Annotated in this window: 22 protein-coding genes; 12 read left to right on the top strand and 10 right to left on the bottom strand. The window is 39.3% G+C overall.

Going from position 1 to position 24,385, the window contains the following annotated elements; genetic code table 11:
* Positions 1–95: 95 nt before the first annotated feature.
* The 3 genes from JG479_RS00600 to murB are packed head-to-tail and all read right to left on the bottom strand — an operon-like array spanning position 96 to position 2,802.
* Positions 96–806: a type III pantothenate kinase gene (locus tag JG479_RS00600; protein WP_039488659.1), complete on the bottom strand. Its 711-nt coding sequence runs from the start codon at positions 804–806 to the stop codon at positions 96–98.
* Positions 803–1,795 carry a bifunctional biotin--[acetyl-CoA-carboxylase] ligase/biotin operon repressor BirA gene (gene birA, locus JG479_RS00595; RefSeq protein ID WP_200219726.1) on the bottom strand — a complete coding sequence of 331 codons (993 nt, stop codon included), beginning with the start codon at positions 1,793–1,795 and terminating at the stop codon, positions 803–805. Before birA ends, JG479_RS00600 begins: the two co-directional genes overlap by 4 nt.
* Positions 1,795–2,802 carry a UDP-N-acetylmuramate dehydrogenase gene (gene murB / locus JG479_RS00590; protein WP_200219725.1) on the bottom strand — a complete coding sequence of 336 codons (1,008 nt, stop codon included), beginning with the start codon at positions 2,800–2,802 and terminating at the stop codon, positions 1,795–1,797. The genes birA and murB overlap by 1 nt, the downstream gene beginning before the upstream one ends.
* Positions 2,803–2,945: 143 nt before the next feature.
* Here murB and JG479_RS00585 point away from each other — a divergent pair, with 143 nt between their 5' ends.
* A complete protein-coding gene (locus tag JG479_RS00585; protein ID WP_039488662.1) occupies positions 2,946–4,787 on the top strand; it encodes a M1 family metallopeptidase in 1,842 nt (613 codons plus the stop codon).
* A 58-nt stretch (positions 4,788–4,845) separates the two neighbouring features.
* On the opposite strand, the gene JG479_RS00580 is transcribed toward JG479_RS00585, so the two are convergent.
* Positions 4,846–5,445: a DUF2057 domain-containing protein gene (locus JG479_RS00580; protein ID WP_004334921.1), complete on the bottom strand. Its 600-nt coding sequence runs from the start codon at positions 5,443–5,445 to the stop codon at positions 4,846–4,848.
* A gap of 92 nt (positions 5,446–5,537) precedes the next feature.
* On the opposite strand from JG479_RS00580, the gene JG479_RS00575 reads away from it, so the two are divergent.
* From JG479_RS00575 to JG479_RS00565, 3 genes are all read left to right on the top strand, one after another.
* The gene (locus JG479_RS00575) at positions 5,538–5,906 is read left to right on the top strand and encodes a histidine triad nucleotide-binding protein (protein WP_197121680.1); all 369 of its coding nucleotides are present in this window, start codon (positions 5,538–5,540) and stop codon (positions 5,904–5,906) included.
* A 219-nt stretch (positions 5,907–6,125) separates the two neighbouring features.
* Positions 6,126–6,782 (top strand): helix-turn-helix transcriptional regulator, encoded by a 657-nt coding sequence (locus tag JG479_RS00570; RefSeq protein ID WP_004334929.1) that lies wholly within the window; start codon positions 6,126–6,128, stop codon positions 6,780–6,782.
* Positions 6,783–6,948: 166 nt separating this feature from the next.
* Positions 6,949–9,105: a response regulator gene (locus tag JG479_RS00565; protein WP_024606307.1), complete on the top strand. Its 2,157-nt coding sequence runs from the start codon at positions 6,949–6,951 to the stop codon at positions 9,103–9,105.
* 30 nt (positions 9,106–9,135) lie between these two features.
* On the opposite strand, the gene JG479_RS00560 is transcribed toward JG479_RS00565, so the two are convergent.
* The 3 genes from JG479_RS00560 to JG479_RS00550 form a co-directional block, all read right to left on the bottom strand.
* Positions 9,136–10,551, bottom strand: coding sequence for a mannose-1-phosphate guanylyltransferase/mannose-6-phosphate isomerase (locus tag JG479_RS00560; protein ID WP_200219724.1), 1,416 nt, complete (start codon positions 10,549–10,551; stop codon positions 9,136–9,138).
* Positions 10,552–10,626: 75 nt separating this feature from the next.
* Complete coding sequence (locus JG479_RS00555) at positions 10,627–11,400, bottom strand: amidohydrolase (RefSeq protein WP_200219723.1); 774 nt, start codon at positions 11,398–11,400, stop codon at positions 10,627–10,629.
* Positions 11,388–12,530: a methionine aminotransferase gene (locus JG479_RS00550; protein WP_200219722.1), complete on the bottom strand. Its 1,143-nt coding sequence runs from the start codon at positions 12,528–12,530 to the stop codon at positions 11,388–11,390. Before JG479_RS00550 ends, JG479_RS00555 begins: the two co-directional genes overlap by 13 nt.
* Before the next feature lie 108 nt (positions 12,531–12,638).
* Here JG479_RS00550 and JG479_RS00545 point away from each other — a divergent pair, with 108 nt between their 5' ends.
* From JG479_RS00545 to JG479_RS00530, 4 genes are all read left to right on the top strand, one after another.
* Positions 12,639–13,268 (top strand): methylthioribulose 1-phosphate dehydratase, encoded by a 630-nt coding sequence (locus JG479_RS00545; RefSeq protein ID WP_004334937.1) that lies wholly within the window; start codon positions 12,639–12,641, stop codon positions 13,266–13,268.
* Entirely contained in the window at positions 13,265–13,951 is a 687-nt protein-coding gene (mtnC, locus tag JG479_RS00540) for an acireductone synthase (protein WP_004334938.1), read from the top strand. Before JG479_RS00545 ends, mtnC begins: the two co-directional genes overlap by 4 nt.
* Positions 13,948–14,490 carry a 1,2-dihydroxy-3-keto-5-methylthiopentene dioxygenase gene (locus tag JG479_RS00535; protein WP_200219721.1) on the top strand — a complete coding sequence of 181 codons (543 nt, stop codon included), beginning with the start codon at positions 13,948–13,950 and terminating at the stop codon, positions 14,488–14,490. The genes mtnC and JG479_RS00535 overlap by 4 nt, the downstream gene beginning before the upstream one ends.
* 129 nt (positions 14,491–14,619) lie before the next feature.
* The gene (locus JG479_RS00530) at positions 14,620–15,684 is read left to right on the top strand and encodes a RelA/SpoT domain-containing protein (RefSeq protein WP_004334940.1); all 1,065 of its coding nucleotides are present in this window, start codon (positions 14,620–14,622) and stop codon (positions 15,682–15,684) included.
* On the opposite strand, the gene mtnA is transcribed toward JG479_RS00530, so the two are convergent.
* Positions 15,673–16,701 carry an S-methyl-5-thioribose-1-phosphate isomerase gene (gene mtnA / locus JG479_RS00525; RefSeq protein WP_200219720.1) on the bottom strand — a complete coding sequence of 343 codons (1,029 nt, stop codon included), beginning with the start codon at positions 16,699–16,701 and terminating at the stop codon, positions 15,673–15,675. The two genes, JG479_RS00530 and mtnA, sit on opposite strands and share 12 nt — an antisense overlap.
* Positions 16,702–16,830: 129 nt before the next feature.
* On the opposite strand from mtnA, the gene mtnK reads away from it, so the two are divergent.
* Positions 16,831–18,048 (top strand): S-methyl-5-thioribose kinase, encoded by a 1,218-nt coding sequence (gene mtnK, locus JG479_RS00520; protein ID WP_004334942.1) that lies wholly within the window; start codon positions 16,831–16,833, stop codon positions 18,046–18,048.
* Positions 18,049–18,094: 46 nt separating this feature from the next.
* Here mtnK and JG479_RS00515 read toward each other — a convergent pair whose 3' ends face one another.
* Both JG479_RS00515 and JG479_RS00510 read right to left on the bottom strand, forming a co-directional pair.
* Entirely contained in the window at positions 18,095–19,576 is a 1,482-nt protein-coding gene (locus JG479_RS00515) for an FMN-binding glutamate synthase family protein (RefSeq protein WP_200219719.1), read from the bottom strand.
* A gap of 175 nt (positions 19,577–19,751) precedes the next feature.
* On the bottom strand, positions 19,752–21,530 hold the full coding sequence (locus JG479_RS00510; RefSeq protein WP_200219718.1) for a DUF885 domain-containing protein: 1,779 nt from the start codon (positions 21,528–21,530) through the stop codon (positions 19,752–19,754).
* Between the two features lie 334 nt (positions 21,531–21,864).
* On the opposite strand from JG479_RS00510, the gene JG479_RS00505 reads away from it, so the two are divergent.
* The 3 genes from JG479_RS00505 to JG479_RS00495 all read left to right on the top strand — a co-directional run bounded on the left by JG479_RS00505 (position 21,865) and on the right by JG479_RS00495 (position 24,385).
* Entirely contained in the window at positions 21,865–22,851 is a 987-nt protein-coding gene (locus tag JG479_RS00505) for a GGDEF domain-containing protein (protein ID WP_200220310.1), read from the top strand.
* Between the two features lie 83 nt (positions 22,852–22,934).
* On the top strand, positions 22,935–23,690 hold the full coding sequence (gene ubiE, locus JG479_RS00500) for a bifunctional demethylmenaquinone methyltransferase/2-methoxy-6-polyprenyl-1,4-benzoquinol methylase UbiE (RefSeq protein WP_024597074.1): 756 nt from the start codon (positions 22,935–22,937) through the stop codon (positions 23,688–23,690).
* Between the two features lie 11 nt (positions 23,691–23,701).
* Positions 23,702–24,385, top strand: coding sequence for a ubiquinone biosynthesis accessory factor UbiJ (locus JG479_RS00495; protein ID WP_004334950.1), 684 nt, complete (start codon positions 23,702–23,704; stop codon positions 24,383–24,385).

Below are 24,385 nucleotides of genomic sequence, written 5' to 3'. Positions count from 1 at the left end.
AAGGTTTATTAGGATGCAACTATAAAATTAAAAAAAGTGTAAATTTTTAGTTTAAATGCTCAATATTCACGCGAAAACACGTTTTTTGCACTTTTTTATGTTGTTTTGCTTAGCTGGTGCCAGTAATTTAACCCCTTCATTACGAGTAATGAATCAAAAATACTTCCCTCAAATTGCTGTTGTAAAAGCAAGCCATAGCCACCAGCAAAAATTATTTGTACTTTTTGCTCTGTTTTTTTATCCGTTAAGTGCAACTTAGCTTGCTCAATTGCTCCAATGGTTGCCACTAAAGCACCATTTTTTAAACCATTAGGCGTGTTTTTACCCAGTTCATTGGTAAATGGAGTTTTACCATCATCAAAAACACGTTGAGTATTTTGTGTAAGTGATGAGGTCATTAAATCAAGCCCAGGTAAAATCCAGCCACCTAAATGCAACCCTTCACTACTAAGCACATCAATTGTTGTCGCAGTACCCGCATCAACAACAATGCATGCTGTGTTTGGATATAACGTAAATCCAGCAATAAGCGCAAGCCACCTGTCTATGCCTAAGTTAGCTACATGCTCGTAAGCGCATACAAGATTTCCAAGCGTTTTGGTTACCTTGGCTTCAAAACAAATAATATTATTGCTAACCGCTTGCGCGAGAATATCGTTTAGTAAATCACTGCGCCCTACACATGCATAAATCACTTCGGTTATTTGTAACCAAGGCAGGTTATTTATATCTGCCGGTTGTGCTTGCTCGTTATGCCACAACACAGCTTTTAATGATGTATTTCCTACGTCGATCAATAATCTCATAATTGCGCCTTTCTAAGGGAGACTTCCCCGCCGTAATAACTTTTTACTTCCCCGTCTTGGCGAATTCGTATTCCACCTTGTGCGTCAATACCTTCACATATTCCACGCCAGCTTCTGTGCCCTGTGTTTAGTTCAACATATTCACCAGCAAACGCATTGAGCGAATTCCATTGCTCATACATAGCTTGCAAACCCGTTTGACGATACTGCGCTAAACGCCGCTCCAAATGATGAGTAAGAGAAGCCACAAGTTGGTTTTTATCAAGCTTTTGAGTATGTTGATTTAAGTCGGTCCACGCTTGGTCTATATGCTGACTAAAGCTCTCAGGCATTTGTAAATTAATACCGATACCAATCACTAACTGACAAGGTCCTTGCGGTTGTCCATCTAATTCAACCAATACACCTGCAAGTTTTTGCTTATTTATATAAATATCGTTAGGCCACTTAAGTTCTACGTCAACTTGGTATAACGCTTTAATAGCATCATAAACAGCAAGACCTACTGCAATTGATACACCCATTGCAGCTTGTAAGCCGTCATCTAAACGCCAAAAGTAACTGTAATACAAATTAGCGCCAAATGGGGATTGCCAAACACGGCCGCGTCTACCACGTCCTGCTTGCTGCATTTCAGCAACAATAACAGTGCCAGACTCAAGCGTTGTTTTGGCCTGTATACGGCGCATAAGCTCGCTGTTGGTCGAATCAATAATAGGGTGTACTTCTACATCGGCAGTATTTACACCTAGCGCTTTGTAGTGCTGATCAATTTGCGTTTTATTTAAAAGGCCCACCTGACTATTCAAACAATAGCCTTTGCCAGTCACTTTAAAAATATCCAAGCCCATTTCTTGTAACGTTTTAATATGTTTACTTACCGCAGCTCGGCTAATACCTAGCTTTTCACCCAAGGCTTGACCAGATACAAACCCTCCTTGGTTGAGTGCATTTAAAATAGCGAGTTTGTTTCCATCAGGTGCTTTCATTACTTAGGCTCCGCGTTAATATGGCATTCGCTGCGTGCATCCATTAAACGTACTTCGTGCTCTAACATAATGTTGTAACGCGTATAAACCACTTGCTGAATGTGTTTAATCATTTTTATTAGGTCGCTGCCTTCACTATTTCCGTGATTAACAAGTACTAGAGCTTGTTGTTGATGCACTTCTATACCTGCCTCGCGGTGCCCTTTTAAACCACTTTGATCGATTAGCCAGCCTGCTGCGACCTTGTGATGACTTTGCCCATATTCGTAATGAGGTAAATCGGCAAATTGCTTTAATAGCTCAGCTAACTGCTGGTTGGTTATTATTGGATTTTTAAAAAAGCTGCCCGCATTGGCAAGTGTATATGGGTTAGGTAATTTGCTATTACGCGTTTTTATAACCTGATCGAATACAGCTTGCGGGGTGATGCTTGAGAGCTGCTGCAAAGGGCCATAATTTAATACTGGTTGCCATTTTTTTGGGAGCGCTAAGTGTACTTGCGTGATCACCGCTTTATTTTTAAGGGCATGTTTAAATACTGAGTCTCTGTAAGCAAATTCACATTGCTCGTTATTTAATGAATGCATAGTGTTAGTGGTTATATCAAAGTACTCTACCAACTCAACAAATTTAGCTATCTCAACGCCATAAGCACCAATGTTTTGTACCGGCGATGCGCCAACAGTGCCCGGTATAAGTGCTAGATTTTCAAGCCCTGGTATATTTTTCTCTAATAAATAGCTAACTAGTTGATGCCAGTTTTCGCCTGCGGCAATACTTATTAGTGTGTCGTTCTCGCGCTCGGTAATTTTAATACCTTTTAAAGCTATTTTTATAACCGTACCCATGTAGTCATTTAAAAATACGGTATTACTGCCCTCGCCCAGCAAACAAAACGGTGCACTAAAATTTTGCGTTTTAAGTTGCTCAAGCTGAGTAATTTCAACAAAATTTTGGCATTGGCTGTTTAATGCGAATGTATGAAAGGAGTGTAATGAATGCGCCACAAAGCTCTCTAAAAATACCGGTAACTAATCGCAATAGTTTACCTCATCGTCGCAAATGTGGCACTAGATTGTAAAAATCACTCAACCCGCCGTGTCAATCGTGATATAAAACCAGCACTTTTTTATTTGTGTTCAGAGTAATGATGAAAATTAAACCTCTTTTTTTAAGCCTCGCTATGGCGGGTATGTGTTCGCAAGCAATGGCTAATGCGATTGACCAAAACTCGTATGCTAACCTTGATGATGTTGTTACTACTCACTTAAACCTTGATTTAGATGTCGATTTTGCCGACAAGCAGTTAGAAGGTTTTGTAGAGCATACTCTTCAGTGGAACAACAGCAAAAGTAGAACTCTCGTACTTGATACCCGCGACTTAGACATTGATAAAGTAATGTACAAAGATCAAAGCGGTAACTGGAAAAAAGCGACTTTTGATTTAGCTAAGCGAGATGACGTTAAAGGTTCAAAGCTTACTATTGTGTTTAAAAACCAAGCTGAAGTAGTTCGTATTTATTACAACAGTCGTCCAGAAGCTTCAGGCCTGCAATGGTTAACACCAGAGCAAACGGCAAGTAAAACGCATCCATTTATGTACAGCCAATCGCAAGCAATTCATGCACGTAGTTGGATCCCAGTGCAAGATACACCCGCAATGCGTGTAACTTACTCTGCACGAATTCATACACCAAAAGATATACGTGCTGTAATGAGTGCCGATAACAAAGATGCGCTTTATAAAGATGGCGACTACATTTTTGATATGCCACAAGCAATTTCACCTTACCTAATTGCTATTGGCGCAGGTAACTTAGAATTTAAAGCAATGTCGCATCAAACAGGCATATTTGCTGAACCGACAATTTTAGATGCCTCAGTTGCTGAATTTGACGACACCCAAGCCATGATCGATAAAACAAACGCGATGTACGGCGAATATGCATGGGGTCGCTACGACTTATTAATGCTACCACCAAGTTTTCCGTTTGGTGGCATGGAAAACCCACGCTTATCATTTATTACTCCAACGGTTGTTGCTGGTGATAAAAGCTTAGTTAACCTTATTGCCCATGAGCTTGCTCATTCTTGGTCAGGTAACTTAGTAACTAACGCAACGTGGGAAGATTTATGGTTAAACGAAGGTTTTACCTCGTACGTTGAAAACCGCATTATGGAAGAAGTATTTGGCCGTGACCGTGCGGTTATGGAACAAGCACTTGATTCAGCGTCTTTACGCGCACAACTTAAAACAATTGATGCACCAGATACACGCCTTAATTTAAAACTTAACGGCCGCGACCCAGACGATGCATTCAGCTCAGTGCCTTATACTAAAGGTCAATTATTTTTAATTTACCTAGAAAACAAATATGGTCGCGATAAATTTGACCCGTTTGTAAAAGCGTACTTTAAAGAGTTTTCGTTTAAATCTCTTACTACCGCGCAATTTGTTACTTACTTAAAAGCTAACTTAATTGAAAAGTATCCTGGTGTTGTAAGCATGGATAAAGTAAACGAATGGATTTTTGAACCTGGATTACCAAGTGATGCGCCAAACCCTACTTCTGATGCATTTGATAAAGTAGATACTGCAACAGCAGCATGGTTAAAAGGCGACACAACTGCAGCTCAACTGCCAACAGCTGATTGGTCTGTGCATGAGTGGCTACACTTTTTAAATAACTTACCACGTGATTTAAGCCAAGAGCACATGGTAGAGCTTGACTCAGAATTTAACCTAACACAGTCAACTAATGCCGAACGTGCATTTGCTTGGTTTATGCTAGCAGTAGGAAATGGTTATCAACCAATTTACCCTGCACTTGATAAGCACTTATCAGGTATTGGCCGTCGTAAATTAATTGTCCCGTTATATAAATCCCTTATCACTAACGGTAAAAAAGAGTGGGCACAAAGCGTGTACTTAAAAGCACGCCCTGGGTATCACCCACTTGCACAAGGTACTATTGACGCATTATTTGAATAAATAGCGTTAACTAGAAACTAAAAAGGGCCAAATTTGGCCCTTTTGTTTTGCTATTTTTCTACTTTGTCACTTTTTCTAAAAAAGCTTTACGCTCTGCAGTTGTGGCTTGTTGCCACCAAAAATCAAGCATTTGCGGCGCACTTGGCATGCCTTTACCTGTAATGGGTGCTATCGGCTTTATTGGCTGACTAGGACGAGAAGGTCCTGCAGGCATTGTATTTTGCATTACCGGTTTATTGCTTGCTAGCTGCGTGTTAGAAATAACACTTAAAGGCTTAGCAACAGCGCTACTTTTTGCTTTTAAACTAACTTGTGGTGCTTCTGCAAATACTTTTGCAGATACTGCATTTTCAGCACGATTAAACACTAAGGTATAATCTTTACCTGCTTCAACAGTTACACTTACCCAAAATGGTTCCGACTCCACAACTTCATGCGTGTCATAATCATCTTCATATAAATCGGTATATTTTAGCCTAAGCTGGTAAGTTCCTGGCGCAAGCTCTACATCATCAATACGGCTAAACAAAGAGCTTTCTAGCATTTTATCGCCCACTTGTAGTGGTACAATTTCTTCTGGAAAGTGAATGTTTTCAGCATTAGCCGAAAAACTAAGTAGTAATGCAACTGCGCTACTGATTAAAATTGGTTTAAGCATATTAACTCCTTTATTTGATTTCAGTTTGACACTGCTTTGAAAGTTTGTCATTAGTGAGCTTAAAATTCATAACACTTAATTAGGAACACACTATGAGCCAAGAGACTATTTTTACCAAAATAATTAATCGTGAAATTCCGGCTGACATTGTCTACGAAGATGAAGACACCCTCGCATTTAAAGATATAAATCCACAAGCGCCATTTCATGTGTTAATTATCCCCAAAAAAGCAATTGCTACTATAAATGATATAAATCCTGAAAACTCACATTTAATAGGCAATTTATACGTTGTTGCGGCAAAATTAGCTAAGCAACACAATTTTGCTGAGGACGGATACCGCGTGGTTATGAACTGTAACGAACATGGTGGACAAACCGTTTATCACATACATTTACATATGCTTGGCGGTAAAGAAATGGGATGGCCACCTTACCAAAATGTAAAAAAAGTAAATTAATTAAAGATTTTTATCTAACTATTCTGCTCAGCCAATTAGTTACAAATGTTATGATTTTTCATGGTTATAAAGAATAAATAGTTACTTATTTGCAACATTTTATGTTTAAATAATCGTAAAATCGTATTTGTTATTGAGTGCTTCAGCGACTTTCTAATACAAAAGGTGCGGAAGTCGTGATAAACTTAAACAGTCAGCTTTATAAAAGAGTATAAAAACATGAGCAGTTCAGCCTTTTTGTTATTAGATCAAGAGCCAATTAACACTATTGGTATTAACGTTTTAGAACCTTTGTTAAAAACGCAAGGCCTTGACGTAACCACGGGTACTAATATTTTAGATATACCTGAAGGGACTCGACTTTTGTTTATCGAAACATCTAGCAAGGATGCATGGGGAAAACTAAAAGAACAACTAGTAAACCTACGTATTAAATGCGATATCATATTATTTAATCTAGACGAAAACCCTGAGCTTGCTAATCGTGCATTGTTGAGCGGTATTCGTGGCGTATTTTACACAACAGATAACGCCGATGTATTAATGAAAGGTATTCGCTTACTACTTGAAGATCAGCTTTGGTACCGTCGCGATATTATGTGTAATGCATTAAATCGTATGCTGCAATTTAATAAAGATGCGCTGCATAAACTAACCGAAGGCGATATTGAGCCTGTTAAACTTACTAAGCGAGAAAAAGCAATAATCTCACTAATGAGTAAAGGTTCGAAGAATAAAGAAATCGCAGAAGATTTAAGTATCAGTCCACACACAGTTAAAACACATTTATATAGCGCATTTAGAAAAACTAAATGTCGTAACCGTATTGAGCTCCTATCTTGGGCACAACAAAATATCCCTGATGAAATTCGTTAATCATATATTTAGTTTAAAATTAAAAACAGACACTTAGGTGTCTGTTTTTGTATGTGTTACACACTGATTTAATACCAATTTGCTTGCCTAAGTGATCTGTTTTGATAATTGGTATAAGTGTATACTTTTGATAATCTTAGTTTAAAACTACTTTGCTGGAATATTAATGCTCGACTCTTTCACTCTTTATTTTGCCAGCATCGCCATCATGGTTGTAATGACCTTACTTAACTTTTTAACATGGCGAACGAACAAACAAATATCGGGCACGCTGCTATACATTTTCTATCCTATATTGCTTTTAGGCTCTGTTATTGGTTTTACTCTTGTTGGTGATACACATAATTTAGTGATTATTAGCGCTGCCAGTAGCATGATGTTTGCCGCATCAATAGTGCATTGTTTATCGCTCAGTCAGTTTTTAAATTATCACGGTATTGGTTTTAAATTACTTTGCTCAGTGACCGCTTTTTGCACTGTAATGCTTGGTTATTACACCTTTTTTGACCCATCTTTACACGAAAGAGTGATTGCATCCGATATACAGCACATAGCAGAAGCCGGTTTTTTACTCTTTATATTTATTAAGTACGCGCGCAAACCCTATCCTAATGGCAGCATTGTATACATAACCATTTTAACGCTTGTTGCTTTGAGCTTTATTGGCCGCTCGTTATTTATGGATAACATTGAACAAAAAAATCTTTTAGTAAACGGCTGGTTTAGCTCTTTGCTATTTTTAAATGGCGTAATTGCACCCATGTTTTATGCTGCAGGTATGGCGTTATTATGTAATGAGCGCAGAGAGCAGCACCTCAATAAACTCGCCGATAAAGCACAAAAAGACTTAGAAATACGCGGGCTCTTTTTATCAACAATAAGCCACGAAATTCGCACCCCACTAAACGGTATTTTAGGCAGCGCCCAACTTGTTATGAACCAAACAAGTGATACCCGCAATAAAGCCTATTGCGAGGCGATTATAAATTCTGCCGAATCACTTAACTTGTTGGTAGATAAGGTCCTTGATTACGCGAGCCTAGATCAAAGTGACGAAGCGCTTTACGAAGAAGATGTAGAGTTTAAAACATGGCTTAATAATTTATGTTTATTACTAAGCCCTATGGCCGAGCAAAAGCAGCTAAAATTTGAGCTTATCTATAATATCCCTGAGCAAGCCTGTTATTACTGCGACCAACAAAAACTTAGACAAATAATTATTAATTTAGTCGGTAACGCTATTAAATTTACAGATCACGGAACCGTTAAAATTCAGGTTGATTTAGTATTAGAAAAACAACTTGAGCACACGATAAAAATTAGTGTAAAAGATTCAGGGCCAGGTATTGAAAATGATGAGATAGCCTACTTAACAGAACCTTATGTACAAAGTAGCGCAGGCAAAGAAAAAGGCGGAACCGGCCTTGGTTTAGCTATTACCAGTCGCCTGCTTGAAAAACTCAGTAGCCGACTCGAAATAGCCAGCCAGCTTGGTACTGGTAGTGTATTTAGCTTTACCGTTACTTTTACTTTAGGTGAATTAAGCCTTGTAGAGCAGCGCCATCAAACTAAAGATTACTTAACAGGTCTTGATGTACTACTGGTTGAAGATTTAGATTTAAATCAAAAAATTGCTATAGAATTTATGGCCGACGATGAACACAAAATTAAGCTCGCAAAAGATGGAAAAAGCGCCATAGAGCTCATGCAAGCCCACCACTTCGATGTTGTTTTGCTTGATATGAACCTACCTGATTTAACAGGCCAAGAAGTACTTAAACGTCTAAAACGCATTGATCATAAAAATCAACGAACGCCAGTACTCGCGTTTACTGCAAGCCTTAGTCCTGACGAGGTAAAAGAGTATTTAGAATTAGGAATAAAAGACATTGTAGGCAAGCCTATTAAGCATGAAAAGCTTCGCCAAGCACTTAGCGACTCTCAATCTAATCAAACTGCGAGCATTGCAGTAGAGCTTATTGATACCTTGTATGACAAAACAGCGGCCGAAACACTCACCAGCTCATTTAGTGAAGATGAAGTATCGTCGATTTATAATGAATTTGTGCTTTCGGCGCGTAACAAGCTAATTCGCTGTCAAAAGCTTATTGACCAACAACCAGAGCAATGCATTAAACTTTTACATCGCCAAGCAAGTACCGCTCTGCAACTTGGTTTTAATCGCTATGGTATTGAGCTTAAAAAAATAGAGCGCCGTTTACTCGATAAAAAGCCACATAACGACATGCTTGATGAAGCGTTGGATCTGTGGCAACGCAGCTTAGAGCAATATTTAAAGTTTGTGCGTGGGCAGTTAGAGTAATAGTGAATTAGCTTTAAAAAAAGCTAATGATTAGCCTCTTCCATATTTATCATCAAATCGCTCTATATCGCTTTCATCAAGTACAGTACCGGTTTGCACTTCAATGACAATTAACGGCTCTTTTTGGTTATTAGCCAAACTATGAATTTGCTTAGCCGCGATATAACACGATTGGTCGTGCGTTAGCGTATACGCTTGCTCATTAATACACACATCTGCAATACCCGAAACCACCACCCAATGCTCAGCGCGATGCTGATGGCGCTGCGTCGAAAGCTTAGCACCGCTGGTAACAGTAATTTTTTTAACTTTAAAGCCAGTGCCTTCAACCAAAGTACGGTAATTCCCCCATGGACGAAAAACCACTTGATGATGATTAAGTTTATCAGCCTGTGTTGTAGCAATTTTCTTAAGCAACAAAGGCAAAGAATCTAGCTCATTTTGGTTTGCAATTAACGTGGCATCATGAGTATGAATAATTGCTAAATTGCTTACTCCAAGCGTGGCAATAGTGTGTTCAGCCTCGTTAATAACTAAGTTATTAGTGCTTTTTTGAGCCATATAATTAGCATTTAAGCTATTACCGTTTTCATCTTTTTTTGTAAGCGCATCAAGGGATGAAAAACTACCTACATCACTCCATTTTAAATCAACAGGCATAACAACTACGTTATTACTGCGCTCTAAAATGGCGTAATCAATTGAATCGCTTGGGCAGTGTTCAAGCGCACTGTTACTTGGGCGGGTAAACCCTAAATCTTTGGTAAATTGCGCCGCTGCAGCGACACTCGTTGCTATTTTTGGCGCAAACCGCTCGAGCTCTTTTAAATAGGTCGCTGGGGTAAATAAAAACATGCCGCTATTCCAGCTATAACCACCTTGAGCTAAATAACGGTTCGCTGTATCTAAGTCAGGCTTTTCTTTAAATTGAGCAACATCGTAACAACCCGTACCGGCAATAGCCGCGCCTTGTTTTATATAACCATAACCGGTATGCGGCTCTGTAGGAGTAATCGAAAACGTCACTAACTTACCTTGCTCAGCAAGTTTTACAGCTTCTGAGAGCTTAGCTGTTAATACATCAAAGTTTTCAATATGATGATCGGCAGGCATCACTAATAGCGGACCAGTGATCCCATTTTGTAGTGCATAATGGGCGGCTAATGCGATAGCAGGCGCGGTGTTTTTACCTTTGGGTTCGAGTAATAATGCAGTAGGAGCTGAGCTTTCAGCTTGCTCGGCGGCAATAAATCGGTGCTGCTCATTACACACTAAGATAGCATTATCAAACAACTCATTAGAAACACGCGCCAATGTACTTTGCAGTAATGACGTGTTTTCACTAAGTAGTGGTAAAAATTGTTTAGGCATTGCTTGGCGAGAGAGCGGCCACAAGCGAGAGCCTATGCCACCTGCTAAAATTACAGGAGTGATTAAAGTGTTCATAATGTACATTAGCCGCCAACAAAAATATCAGCGACTATTTTAACACTTTATTGGCTCTGCGCTAAATTAACGTGTTTATACTAATGTAAAAGGGTCTGCGTCTAAATAGGCAGGAAACGCCGCTTTAAACTCATCCAATGGCGCTTTTTCAAGCGTGATAGTAACTAGTTGCTCTGCGTCATCTTGCGCTTTAGTTAACGCATCACCTTTGAAGTCGTATACCGCTGTACCGCCATTGTGCGCCACACCATTACCGTCTTCCCCCACGCGATTAACACCTACTACGTAACATAGGTTTTCCATTGCACGCGCCATAAGTAACGTATCCCAAATATGGCGGCGCACAGCAGGCCAGTTTGCTACGTTTATCATTACATCGTAGTCGTTATTATTGCGTTGAAATACCGGAAAACGCAGGTCATAACATACCTGCGGTAATAGTTTAAAGCCATTGATTTCAAAAACTTTGCGCGCTTGCCCTGCTACAACGTAATCGCCCTCGCTGCCTAAGCGAAATAAATGGCGTTTATCGTAATAACTCACCTCACCATCGGGTTTTACCCAATAAAACCGATTCGCTTTTTTATCGCCTTGTGCAACAAGTACCGAACCGGCAATAACCGCATTATGTTTATGAGCCTGCGCCTTTAACCACGTCAGTACTTTACCGTTTTCAGGCTCTGCACAATCGAAATTGATAGCAAAGCCAGTCGAGAATGTTTCGGGCAGTAAAATAAGATCGGGCTGATGCGTAATTGCTTCAAGCTGTTTATTAAACATGGCTAAATTAGCATCTTTATCAAGCCAATAAAGCGAGCTTTGCAATGCTGTAATGGTTAAAGTTGACATAATATTTGCGCAGCCTCTATGAGAGTGTTGTCGTTTTTAGCAAAGCATAAACGAATTACTTTGTCGGTTGGTGGATTTTGATAAAAAACACTTAACGGAATAGCCGCAACACCGGCTTGCTCAACTAACCAATGGCAAAATTCAACATCGTTTAAATCCGATACATCGCTGTAATCTAACAATAAAAAGTAAGTGCCTTGGCTAGGTAAAATTTTAAAACGGCTGTTACTTAAATGACTCGCTAATAAGTCACGTTTTTGCTGATAAAACCCGCTTAGCTCATCTATATGCTCACCTTGCTGCTCGAGCATATCGGCAAGCGCATGCTGTGCGGGGGTAAAACTTGAAAACGTAACGTACTGATGAATTTTTCTAAATTCGACAGCTAAATCGGCAGGTGCAATACAGTAACCCATTTTCCAGCCCGTGCTGTGAAACGTTTTACCAAAACTCGATACAACAAAGCTTTTGGCAAATAATTCATCATCGCGTAATACGCTTAAATGCGGTTGTTCATCAAACGTAATGTGCTCATATACCTCATCGCTTATTACATACAAATTGTGAGTACCAACTAACTCTTTAAGCGCTTTTATATCTTTTGGCTGTAATATTTTACCGCTTGGGTTATGAGGCGTATTTATAATAATTGCACGGGTATTTTTAGTAATTGCTTGGCTTACTACTTGCCAATCAATGGTGTAATTTGGCGCACTTAAAGCAATGTGTACCGACTTTCCACCAGCGAGTTCAATTGCCGGTTGGTAAGAGTCATATGCAGGGTCAAATACAATCACTTCATCACTGGGGCGTACAATTGTTTGAATAGCCACAAACAATGCCTCTGTTGCACCTGAGGTAACAGTCACTTGATCAGCCGCGTTTATATCAACTGCATATTTGCGCTTTGCTAAATCAGCAATTTGTTGCTGTAATCGTGGTACACCACTTGAAGGTGAATATTGATTAACGCCCTGCTGAACATAATAATTTAGCTGCGTTTTTAAAAGATCAGGAGCATCAAACTCAGGAAAGCCCTGAGAGAGATTAATTGCCGAAAACTCATTAGCCAACCCACTCATTTGGCTAAATATACTAACGCCTAAATTTGGTAATTTACTTTCAAACACGAGATGCCCTTAATGATGGTTTTGCGCTTAAAGCGATGCTATCATTGCTTAAAACAGAAGTATAGCCGTCTAAAAACAATTAACTTTACGCCCATTAGTGAGGAATGTATGCAAAACAATACCGCTATTTCACAACTTATTGAAGCCGGAAAATGGGTTAGCCAAAAAGGCTGGGTACCCGCAACAGGCGGAAACTTTTCAGCTCGTACTAGCACTGGCTTTGTTGTTACAGCAAGTGGGCACGATAAAGGCTCACTGACGCAAGAGCATTTTTTGCAATTAGATCACCAAGGCGAGCGCCTAGCAGGAGCTGTAAAACCATCGGCAGAAACACAGTTACACCTAAGTTTGTATCAGCTTATACCTGATGCACAGTGTGTTTTGCATACTCACTCTGTAGCCGCTACCGTACTGTCGCAAATTACCCAAGGGCATCAGCTTGATTTAACAGGCTATGAAATGCAAAAGGCACTGAGCGGCTTTACTTCGCATTTAGAAACGCTGAGCATTCCTATTTTCGATAACGATCAAGATATTGACCGATTAAGCCTGCTGGTCAGTGACCATCACTTACATACGCCGATAGAGCATGGCGTACTGATACGTGGCCATGGTTTATATGCAGTAGGACGTAATATTGATGAAGTTCGTCGCCACCTAGAAGCCTTAGAGTTTTTATTTAGCTGCGAACTAGAACGCCTAAAAATAATAGGTATTCAAGCGGGAGTAACTAAATGATTAAAGCCATTTTAACCGACATCGAAGGCACAATAACCCGTATCTCGTTTGTTAAAGAGGTGTTGTTTCCTTACGCAGCAAAACAGTTACCTACCTTTGTACGTGCCAATGCTAATAAGCCAGATGTAGCTGAGCAAATTAGTGCCGTAAAAGCGCTTATCGAAAAGCCAAACGCCGATATTGAAGAAGTCATTAGCACTTTACTTACCTGGATTGATGAAGATAAAAAAATCACTCCACTTAAGCAATTACAAGGCTTAATTTGGCAAACAGGGTATGAACACGGTGATTTTAAAGGTCATTTATACCCAGATGCATTTGATTTTTTACAAGCTCAGTACAACAACGATATAGCTTTATATGTGTACTCGTCAGGGTCAGTAAAAGCGCAGCAGCTACTTTTTAAATACAGTGATTATGGCGACATTCGCAGCTTGTTTACTGACTTTTTTGACACCAAAGTTGGCGCAAAACAAGAGCAAATGGCCTATAACACCATTGTTGAGCTGTTACCGTTTAAAGCAGCAGAAATACTCTTTTTAAGTGATGTAGCCGGCGAGCTTGATGCCGCGCAAGCTGCAGGCTTAAAAACACTACATTTAATTCGTGATGGGCAAGCAAGCACTAAAGCTCACCCTTATATTAATGACTTTAGCCAATTTAAATTGGAGCAATTAGTATGAGCCAATTAACAATATATGCTGACAACGATGCAAGCAAAGCACTTGTAAGCACATCAAATGCTGATGATATTGCAAAGCAACTAGCTAAAGTAAACGTACGCTTTGAACAGTGGCAAGCAAATGCAGATATTAATGAGCACACCACCCATGAGCAAATTATTAGTGCGTACAAAAGCGATATAGATCGGTTAAAAACCGAAAATGGCTATCAAACAGTAGACGTTATATCTCTAGCTAAAGGTAATCTTGGCGCATCAGAGCTGCGCAAAAAGTTTTTATTTGAACATACTCATAGTGAAGACGAAGTGCGTTTTTTTGTAAAAGGCCAAGGGCTATTTTGCCTTCATTTAGGCAATAAGGTTTACCAGGTACTTTGCCAACAAGGCGATTTAATTTCAGTGCCTGAACTTACCCCGCATTGGTTTGATATGGGAAGCGACCCTGAGTTTACTGCCATTCGCTTATTTAACAATACAGAGGGCTGGGTAGCAAAAAGTACTGACTCGTCTATTGCAGATCAATTTCCCTTGCTCGATTAATAAAGCTCAGTGCACGCATGCCTAAACTATATTTTCTATAAGCGTATTTATGCAATTTGCAGGATGACTTCAATCACTTAACTCTGTAATATTATTTTAGTAATGCAGCTGATAAAGAGTAACTTTCTAATGGTGAACGAACAATATCAAAAGTCTAAACAACAACTAGCCTACTCACGTAAGCAAGTTGAAAAGGCTGGTCGTATTTTTCGTAAAAATGAAGGTGATTTTGACTTTGCAATAGAGGTTGTACAGAACTATCGTGCAGCACATTTATATCCGCTGACTATTATTAAAAATCTTGTATGGAAACATGTAAAAAAGCTTCATTTGCTAGAATCGGCGACCATAGTTAGACGCTTAAAGCGCTTGCCAACTATTATAGATAAGTTACAAAGAGCCTCGTTGGATGGTAAAAGTGAAAACGCAATAAATCTGAAGCGAATGCACGACATAGGTGGCTGCCGAGTAATCTTAGATAATCTAGAGCATCTATATCAACTCAACGCCAGTTTAGATTCGAGTAGAGCAGTTCATAGCGTTAAATCATATGATTATATTGAAAACCCAAAAGCGACAGGCTATAGAGGTATTCATCGTGTTTATAAAAGTTATAACAATTTAAAATCTCACGATTATAAAGGCTTTCAAATTGAAGTTCAGTTGCGCACTAGGCTTCAGCACCTTTGGGCTACTACTGTTGAAATTGTAGATATTATTGAAAAAGAAACACTAAAAACTAATCCCCAAGCAGCCGACACAGATTGGAAGCGATTATTTTTTATCATGGGTGAGTTTCTTGCAGTCAAAGATGGTTCAAATCAATTAAGTTCACAACAATCGCAGGCCTTTGTTGATGAGCTTTCGGCACTAAATAAAAAGCTAGCCGCATTTCATAAGCTTGATGCATTTAATCGCGCATTCCAAGTTGACGAAATTAAAAATAAATCGAAAGATACAGGCTTTGCTTTACTCGTTCACAACACAGAAACACAAATGGGTCGAGTCTTTTTATATGCAGAGAATAAAAAGCAAGAAGCTCTAACACATTACGCCGAACAAGAAAAACAAACTCACAATAACGTGCTTCTGGTAGCAGGGAGCGACTTGAAATCTATAGAAAAAGCCTACCCCAACTACCTAAATAGTACCTCTGAGTTTCTTTCAGAATTCAGTCGCATATTATTGAGTTAGCTCTTTAAGTTTACCCATTAATACTTGTTGCTGGTTATACACACCAGTATCTAACACCCACCCTGTGACCAGCTTTGCCGGCGTTATATCAAATGCAGGGTTATACACATTAGCATTAGTGGGCGCCCATAAAGCCTCGCCAAAGCTACCGCTAACTCCGCGCACTTCTTGAGGATTACGTTGCTCTATTTCTATATCACCACCACACGCGGTGTTGGTATCAAGCGTGGTAATAGGCGCAACTACATAAAATGGAATGTTATGAAAATACGCAAGTACGGCTAAATTATAGGTGCCCACTTTATTGGCAAAATCACCATTGGCAGCAATACGATCAGCCCCTACCACTATTTTATCCACCTTACCTGCAACCATTAAACTTGCCGCCATATTATCGCAAATTAATGTGTACGGAATTTTCCAGCGCTCAAGCTCAAAGGCCGTTAAGCGACCGCCTTGTAATAATGGTCGTGTTTCATCAACCCACACATGTACGTTGCCATATTTTTGCTGCGCTTTGTGAATAACACCCAGTGCAGTACCAATACCAGCGGTTGCAAGCGCCCCTGTATTACAATGAGTTAATATGTTGTCGCCACTATTTATAAGCTCGGCACCACGTTTTGCCATTCGTTCACACAGCTCAATATCTTCAATAAACAACCGCTCAGCAGTACTAACAATACCGGCAACATAATCGCTTTGCGTTAAAGCTTTTCGCAATGCCGCCATACAATGCATTAAATTAACCGCCGTTGGACGAGTGGCTTCTAGTTCATTGATTGCTTTTTCAAGCTCACTTTTCACTACCCCTTGCTCAGCTAAATACGCCACTAACAAGCTCGCGCCTAAACCAATAAGTGGGGCTCCACGCACTTTTAAGTTAATGATCAGCTCTTTCATGGTTTCTACATCATGGCACTGATGCCATACCTGCTGGTGAGGTAGTAAATATTGGTCGAGCACACTAAGCGACCCGTTTTCATATTTTAAACTGCTTGCGATTAAGTTTTGCATAATGCTTAAGGTATTAAAAATGCGTAACGTTATTTTACACCACTTTGAATAACTCTCAAGCTAGACTTGTAGACATCTAAACATTTAAAAGTATAGAATGCTTAAAAGCTGATTTTTGAGATTTAAACCATGACTAACTATGTTGCTTTTAATGCACAGCGCGCTATCGATTACGTATCGACATTAATTGAATCTAAACAATGTAATTTTTTTGATTCCGGACAAACCTTATCGGCATATGAGTTTGGTGATGGCAATCTTAATTTAGTATTTAGAATTACTGATGAGCAAAACAATAGTGTTATTTTAAAGCAAGCTCTGCCTTACGCGCGTTGCGTGGGTGAGTCGTGGCCATTAACGCTTGATAGAGCCCGTATAGAAGCACAAGTTTTACTTAACCATGGTGCTATTTGCCCTACTTATACTGCTAATGTTTTACATTATAGTGAAATGCAAGCGCTGACTATTTTAGAAGATTTAGGTAATTTACAAATATTGCGTACTGCACAAAATAATGCAGAGCAATTCCCTAAATTAGCGCAGCACGTAGCGACCTACTTAAGCCACACCGGCTTTTATAATTCAGATTTTTACTTAACCGCGCAAACTAAAAAAGCACTCGTTAGCCAATTTACTAATCCTGAGCTTTGCCAAATCACTGAAGACTTATTTTTTAGCGATCCGTACATTGAGCACGAACGCAATAACTACCCAAAGCAACTACAAAACGAAGTTGACGCAATACAAAAAAACAACGCATTGAAGTTAGAAATAGCAAAACTAAAAGCTAATTTTTTATCTAACCCGCAAACATTACTTCATGGTGATATGCACAGCGGTAGCATTTTTGTTGATTGTAATAATACAAAGATGATTGACCCGGAGTTTGGCTTTTTTGGGCCTATTGGGTTCGATATTGGCTCTTTTATTGGTAATTTACTATTGAATTACTGCGCACAAGCAGGGCATATTGAAGACTTTGTAGCACGTCGTAATTACCAAACACATTTACTTAGCTGTATCGTAGACACCTATAGTTTATTTGAGCAGCAATGGCTTGAATTAATACGCACTAAAACATTAGATGAATCACTAGCGCCAGTAGGCTATGCGCAATACTTTATGAAAAACGTATTGCAAGATGCTGCTGGTTACTGTGGTGCTGAGTTAATTAGGCGTACTATTGGGCTTGCGCACGTAAGCGATATAGATAGTATTAGTGATGACAATGCGCGCCTTACAGTGCAAAAACAAACATTAGCACTAGGCGAGCAACTTATTTTAAATGCACAAACATGCAACAACAAAGAAGCATTCTTTAGTTTATTAATAAGCCAATTAAACTAACAAGCATTAAAAAAGGCGCTATAAGCGCCTTCTAGTTAGTTAAAACTTACTTGTAGTTTTCATAAATTTTATCAAGCGGCTCTGAAAGCCCACTTTCTTGCACTATACGTACATGCTTACGAGCCAACTCACGTGCACTTGTTACACCGCATGAGTGAGCAATTAAACCGGCTCCGTAATGAATGTATTTATTATAGTTAGCTACTCGTTGCGCTTTATCAGCTACATTTAAGCCGCGTTGCAAACGCTCGTTATGCGTAGTGATCCCGGTTGGACAGGTATCTTTATTACATTGCATTGCCTGAATACAACCCAGTGCAAACATATGACCACGAGCCGATACAACAAAATCAGCACCAAGCGCTAATGCCCATGCAACCTTTGAAGGGACGATTAACTTACCCGAAGCAATAATTTTCACGCGATCTCTAATACCGTGCTTTTCAAGCATATTAACTACAAGTGGCAAGCTTTCGCGAAGAGGTAAACCCACCGAATCCATAAGCGGCTGCGGTGCAGCCCCCGTACCACCATCAGCACTATCAATTGTTATAAAATCGGGTGCCGACTCAATGCCACGATGATTAATTTCTGCAAATAACGTTTCTAACCAGGTGTAATCACCAATAACGGCTTTAAAGCCTGTTGGTTTTCCTGTGGCATTACGTACAGTGGCTATCATATCGAGAATATCAGCTGGTTTTTTTATTTCAGGGTGTCCATTTGGGCTAATCGAATCTTGCCCTTCTGGAATACCCCTAATTTTAGCTATTTCGGCGTTAACTTTACGCCCTGGTAACATACCGCCTTTACCTGGTTTTGCACCTTGGCTCATTTTTAGCTCGAACATTTTGACTTGTTCGTGAGCTGCTATTTCTTTAAGTTTTTCGGTGCTTAAGTTTCCATGCTCGTCTCGGGCACCATATTTAGCTGTACCAATTTGAAATACCAAATCGGCGCCACCTTCAAGGTGGTAAGGGCTTAAGCCCCCTTCGCCTGTGTTCATCCAGCAACCCGCTAATTTAGCACCTTTTGATAAAGCGCGCACAGCAGGCTTTGAAAGCGCGCCAAAGCTCATGCCCGACACATTAAATAACGAATTAGTGGTGTAAGGTGTTTTACAATACGGACCTAAAGTAACATTACTCGGGTCAAGTGCTTCTTCATCTAAAGTAGGAAAAGCACAGTTCATAAACATAACCGTACCCGTCACTTCTAAGCTTTGTGTTGAACCAAATGCAGCGGTGCGATCGACATCTTTTGCTGCGCGGTAAACCCAACTGCGCTCAGCGCGGTTAAATGGCATTTCTTCTCGATCGAGGGCAAAAAAGTATTGTCTGAAAAATTCACCTTGGCGTTCAAAAAAATATCGAAAGCGGCCAATTACTGGGTAGTTACGCCTAATAGCATGTTTTGTTTGTGTTATATCGCGAAAGTAAAAAATAATAACAGTAAGCACAATTAACCCAAGTGCGATAATAAAAATACTCGCAAATACGTCAATACTAAACATAATGAAATTGCTCATCTAAGGCCCCTTGATGGCTATATTTTTAAATAATACCTATTGCGTAGTATGTGAATATTTTGACGATTGGAGTCGCTAAAATAAACTACATTACTAGGTCTGTGGTATAAAAAAGGTGTTGCGGTCAAAATGACACAACACCTTTGTTTGTTCAAGGTTTATAAGCCCTACAAAGCTAATTTTGCAGCTTAGTTAACTCATTTTTTATATATAAACGTACCTGTGTTTCTAATACTGACAAGGGCACTGAACCATGGCGAAGAACCTGATGGTGAAATTCGCGAATATCAAAATTTGGTCCAAGCGCTTGCTCTGCTTCAACACGTAAACGTTTAATAGTTAACTCACCAATTTTGTATGACAGTGCCTGAGCTGGCCAAGATATATAACGGTCAGTTTCTGTTTTAACATTATGCAGCGAAAGCGCGGTGTTCTCGCTCATAAAGTTCATAGCTCGCTCGCGGCTCCAGCCATACATGTGCATCCCTGTATCAACAACCAAACGTGCTGCTCGCCACATCTCATAAGTTAAGCGACCAAAACGGCTATATGGGTCTTGATAAAAGCCTGCCTCTAAACCTAAATATTCAGAGTAAAGCCCCCAACCTTCGCCAAATGCCGAAAGGTAAGCATCACGACGATAGCTCGGCAAATTTTCAAGCTCTGCATTAAGTGATATTTGTAAATGATGACCTGGCACTGCTTCGTGCAACGTTAATGCTTCTAAAACATACAAAGGGCGCTTATCTAAAGCGTAAGTATTTACCCAGTAGTATCCAGCTTCATCATCTCGATTAGAGCCAGAATACCGACCTGTTGTGTATTTAGGGGCAATACTTGCGGGTACCGGTGCCACGCCATAAGGTTTGCGCGGTAAGGTATGAAATAACTTAGGCAGCTGTGCATCCATTTTTTTAGCAATGTAAGATGCTTCTTTCAAAAGTTGCTCAGGTGTTGTTGCGTAAAACTGTGGGTCGGTACGTAAAAAGTGAATAAACTCAGCAAATGAGCCTTTAAAACCAACTTCTTTTATTACAGCTTCCATTTCACCTCGAATGCGAGCAACTTCTTTTAAGCCTAGCTCGTGGATCTCTTTTGGTGTCATGTCGGTAGTGGTGTAATGCTTAGCACGGTTTTTATAAAAAGCTTTGCCATTAGGGGTTTCTGAAATACCAATACTTGTGCGGGCGCCCGGTTGGTATTGCTCAGTAAAAAACGTTAAGTAGCTTTTATATGCTGGTATTACTTTATTTTTTAAAACAACTTTAGCTCGCTGTTGAAGTGCATAAAAGTCACTCTCACTTAAACTGGCAGTGTTAGCTAAAAACGGTTTATAAAATTCTGATTGAGTTACATCATCAACAATATAAGTACTTATGGAGTCTTCGTATCCTTCTAACACTGCTTTTGGTTGGGTGAGACCTGTTTCTATACCTTTTTTCATCCAATATATATTTTGCTCAAAAAAGCGGGGGATTTGTGCTAAACGTGCAAGGTATGTCTCTAAATCTTGCTCTTTTTTATATTGGGAACTGTTAACGATGTACGATAGACCGGAGTGAAAACCATACTCAGATGTAAGCGGCATGTAATGCGCATTAAACACATATTCGTCTACGCTATTTTGTACCTGAGCACGAATAATACTTAAGTTAATTTGATTTTCGTCACTAAGCTTAGTTGCATCGACGGCATCTAAGTCTGCTAATAATTGAGTATTACTTTTGTACTGCTCTGCTAAAAATTCTGGCGATAAATTGGCAAGTAAATAGCCATCAACCCCTTTTGAAGTGCTATAAGGGTTTATACTTTCTCTATATTGAACAATAGATTGTGCTACTTGAGTAAACTGCTCATTCGCATTGGGTGTGGTTATTTGACATGCACTTAACGAACATAAAGCAGTTATGCCAAGAAGCGTTTGGCGAAGCGTTTTTGGTAAAAAAAGATTCATTATTATTTAACTTGATGATGCAATAGATTGCATAAAACTATCGTAGGCTAAAGAAATAGCAAGTAAATGAGACAAACTAGCATATTGAAATAATGCTACATACGTTAACAGAAGTAAAAACCAGCCGAATTGATGAGAAAAACAGCGATTGGGCTGCTAAAGTAAAATTTAAGTTCCCTAACTATCGTTTTTGCTTTTAAATAGCGCGGATAATGATTACTGTATAAAAAAATAATAAAAAGCTCGGACGCATAACCGCCTCATGGAATGAGATATTTTAAAATTTGCACTTATGCGTACTTAGTTGGTATTTAAAATGATGTTCCATGATTCCATGGCTATTGCACAAGAGAAGATGACTAAAGTGTGTGTGTTTTTAGAGCGCTATGCACTTTCTCCTACGCCGCTCAATTATCAAGTTGTTTATACCTATACTAGCCAAACTAACCTTGAGCTGAATAAAGCCTTAGACCGCGCTATTGCGGTTGAAGATAATATAGACAGTGTTTTAATTGAACAGCTCCATGCTGAATTTTTAAATACCGGTCACACAGAGCAAGTCAACATGATTCAAAATGTTGATGGTGTTATAAGTTCACTTTCTCAAAACTCTCAAGCTACTGAAAAACAGATAATTCGCTTTGCGGGTCAGGTGAGCGAATGCGTACATTCACTAGATGAGAACAACATAGAACAAAGCCGTCAAGCGCTTGAAGTACTTCATAATCAAACCGCCGAATTACTAAATCAACACAAGCAATTTAAGCAAGAACTAAGTAAAGCCAAACTACTACACGAAAAAACAAAAAAGCAGCTAAATCAACTTCGTAAACAACATATTATTGATATCCAAACAGGGCTTTATAAACGCCATTATTTAACGCAACAAACTCAAGTATGGACTAATCAAAAAAAGTCTATTTGCGCCATTGCGATTCAAATAGATAACCTTGATCACTTTACTGAAAATTACGGTGATATAATTGGTGAAGTTATTTTGAATAAAGTAGCTAAACAAGTGCAAAAATATGTTTTTCAAAGTGGCTTGCCTGGCCGCACAGCTAAAGATCAATTTACTGTTTTACTCGCCGATATAGACCCAGAAACAGCCAATGTTATAGCTGAAAAAGTCCGAAATGGAGTCGAAAAGCTTCGCTTTGTTAGTTCAAAAACAGGGATTAAGTTACCTAGTATTGGCTTATCTCTAGGAATTGCTCAACATCTACAAGAAGATGATTTTAATCAGTTAGCTAAAAAAGCGTCTCATGCGGCTTTTAAAGCGCGGTCATTAGGGCAAAGTAGCTACACTGCAGAGCAATAAATTACCTGATAAATCATATTCAAATTGCACCTACTGCGTACAATAAAGTACACTAACCTCTATTGTCACGATAGAGATTAATCATGAACGAAACCGAACAAAAGACCACGCATTTTGGTTATAAAACAGTAGCCGAGGGCGACAAAGCTTCTATGGTTGCTGATGTATTTCACTCAGTAGCTGCAAAATACGATGTAATGAATGATTTAATGTCTTTTGGTGTGCATCGTTTATGGAAACGTCAAACTATTGCAAGCTCAGGTGTTCGTAAAGGCCATCATGTACTCGATTTAGCCGGTGGCACTGGCGACTTAACGGCAAAATTTAGTCAACTAGTTGGCGAGACCGGTCAAGTTGTTTTGGGCGATATAAATTCATCTATGCTTAAGGTTGGTCGTGAAAAACTACACAATCTTGGCTTAGTAGGCAATATTGACTACGTACAAATGAATGCAGAAATGCTGCCATTTCCAGATAATAGCTTTGATGTGATCACTATTGCCTTTGGCTTACGTAACGTTACCGATAAAGACAAAGCATTACGCTCTATGTACCGTATTTTAAAGCCAGGTGGCAGATTACTTGTTTTAGAGTTTTCAAAACCAGAGCATGACGTACTTAGTAAAGCTTACGATTTTTACTCATTTAATTTATTGCCAACAATGGGTAAGCTAGTTGCTAACGACAGTGAATCGTACAAGTATTTAGCTGAGTCTATTCGTATGCATCCAGATCAAGACACATTAAAAGCGATGATGGAAGATGCGGGCTTTGAACAAACAACATACCAAAACCTCACAGGCGGAATTGTTGCACTGCATCGTGGTTTTAAATATTAAGGCTAGCAGTTATGGCGCTTGAAAAAATAACAAAAAGCAATAATGGTGCAATGTCATCTGAGTTTTTTATGTTACCCAATTTTGTACTTTCGCTTATTGAGCGTGTACTAAATCAAGCGCTTAGCCTTGACCCACAATTATCTCAAAAGCTAAACGCAGTTAAACATAAGCGCTTAGTGGTTGAAATAAGAGATTGGCAACAAAGCATCCAACTCGTTTATAGTGCTGATCAATTACACTTATACAGCGCTCAAAGCAATGAAAATGCAGATTGTATGATCAGCGCAGATATAGAAACACTTTTAGCGCTCAAAAACCCTGCAATGCTTACCCAATTAATTCGCCAAGATAAGCTCGACTTACAAGGCGATTTAAATATTGCGCAAACTTATAGCAATGCATTTTCAGGTATTGATATTGATTGGCCTGAACAACTTTCTAAATACATTGGCGATGCCCCCGCTCAGCAGTTATACCTGCACTTAAAAGAACTAAAACAAAAGAGCAGCAAAACCAATACTAAAATAAGTACCATGCTTACAAGTTTATGCCAAGATGAGCTCGCAATTACTATTCATCCATTAGAACTTGAGCAATTTAAACAAAAAAATAGAGAACTCAAAGGACAAGTCGCTGCCGTTGAGCAACGCATTAACGCCCTCTTAAATTCTTTTTTACCTTCAAACACCCGCTAA

This window comes from Pseudoalteromonas sp. LC2018020214, from assembly GCF_016598755.1.
Lineage (GTDB): Bacteria > Pseudomonadota > Gammaproteobacteria > Enterobacterales > Alteromonadaceae > Pseudoalteromonas > Pseudoalteromonas distincta.
This window is presented reverse-complemented; position numbering and strand designations above follow the sequence as displayed.

Coding starts and splice junctions, on each gene's coding strand:
- mtnK (WP_004334942.1), top strand. CDS start 16,831: ATGACTAACTATGTTGCTTTTAATGCACAGCGCGCTATCGATTACGTA.
- JG479_RS00570 (WP_004334929.1), top strand. CDS start 6,126: ATGAGCAGTTCAGCCTTTTTGTTATTAGATCAAGAGCCAATTAACACT.
- JG479_RS00560 (WP_200219724.1), bottom strand. CDS start 10,551: ATGAACACTTTAATCACTCCTGTAATTTTAGCAGGTGGCATAGGCTCT.
- JG479_RS00545 (WP_004334937.1), top strand. CDS start 12,639: ATGCAAAACAATACCGCTATTTCACAACTTATTGAAGCCGGAAAATGG.
- ubiE (WP_024597074.1), top strand. CDS start 22,935: ATGAACGAAACCGAACAAAAGACCACGCATTTTGGTTATAAAACAGTA.
- JG479_RS00505 (WP_200220310.1), top strand. CDS start 21,865: ATGGCTATTGCACAAGAGAAGATGACTAAAGTGTGTGTGTTTTTAGAG.
- JG479_RS00515 (WP_200219719.1), bottom strand. CDS start 19,576: ATGAGCAATTTCATTATGTTTAGTATTGACGTATTTGCGAGTATTTTT.
- JG479_RS00580 (WP_004334921.1), bottom strand. CDS start 5,445: ATGCTTAAACCAATTTTAATCAGTAGCGCAGTTGCATTACTACTTAGT.
- JG479_RS00495 (WP_004334950.1), top strand. CDS start 23,702: ATGGCGCTTGAAAAAATAACAAAAAGCAATAATGGTGCAATGTCATCT.
- JG479_RS00535 (WP_200219721.1), top strand. CDS start 13,948: ATGAGCCAATTAACAATATATGCTGACAACGATGCAAGCAAAGCACTT.
- JG479_RS00565 (WP_024606307.1), top strand. CDS start 6,949: ATGCTCGACTCTTTCACTCTTTATTTTGCCAGCATCGCCATCATGGTT.
- JG479_RS00510 (WP_200219718.1), bottom strand. CDS start 21,530: ATGAATCTTTTTTTACCAAAAACGCTTCGCCAAACGCTTCTTGGCATA.
- JG479_RS00555 (WP_200219723.1), bottom strand. CDS start 11,400: ATGTCAACTTTAACCATTACAGCATTGCAAAGCTCGCTTTATTGGCTT.
- JG479_RS00530 (WP_004334940.1), top strand. CDS start 14,620: ATGGTGAACGAACAATATCAAAAGTCTAAACAACAACTAGCCTACTCA.
- JG479_RS00600 (WP_039488659.1), bottom strand. CDS start 806: ATGAGATTATTGATCGACGTAGGAAATACATCATTAAAAGCTGTGTTG.
- mtnA (WP_200219720.1), bottom strand. CDS start 16,701: ATGCAAAACTTAATCGCAAGCAGTTTAAAATATGAAAACGGGTCGCTT.
- JG479_RS00585 (WP_039488662.1), top strand. CDS start 2,946: ATGAAAATTAAACCTCTTTTTTTAAGCCTCGCTATGGCGGGTATGTGT.
- mtnC (WP_004334938.1), top strand. CDS start 13,265: ATGATTAAAGCCATTTTAACCGACATCGAAGGCACAATAACCCGTATC.
- JG479_RS00575 (WP_197121680.1), top strand. CDS start 5,538: ATGAGCCAAGAGACTATTTTTACCAAAATAATTAATCGTGAAATTCCG.
- birA (WP_200219726.1), bottom strand. CDS start 1,795: ATGAAAGCACCTGATGGAAACAAACTCGCTATTTTAAATGCACTCAAC.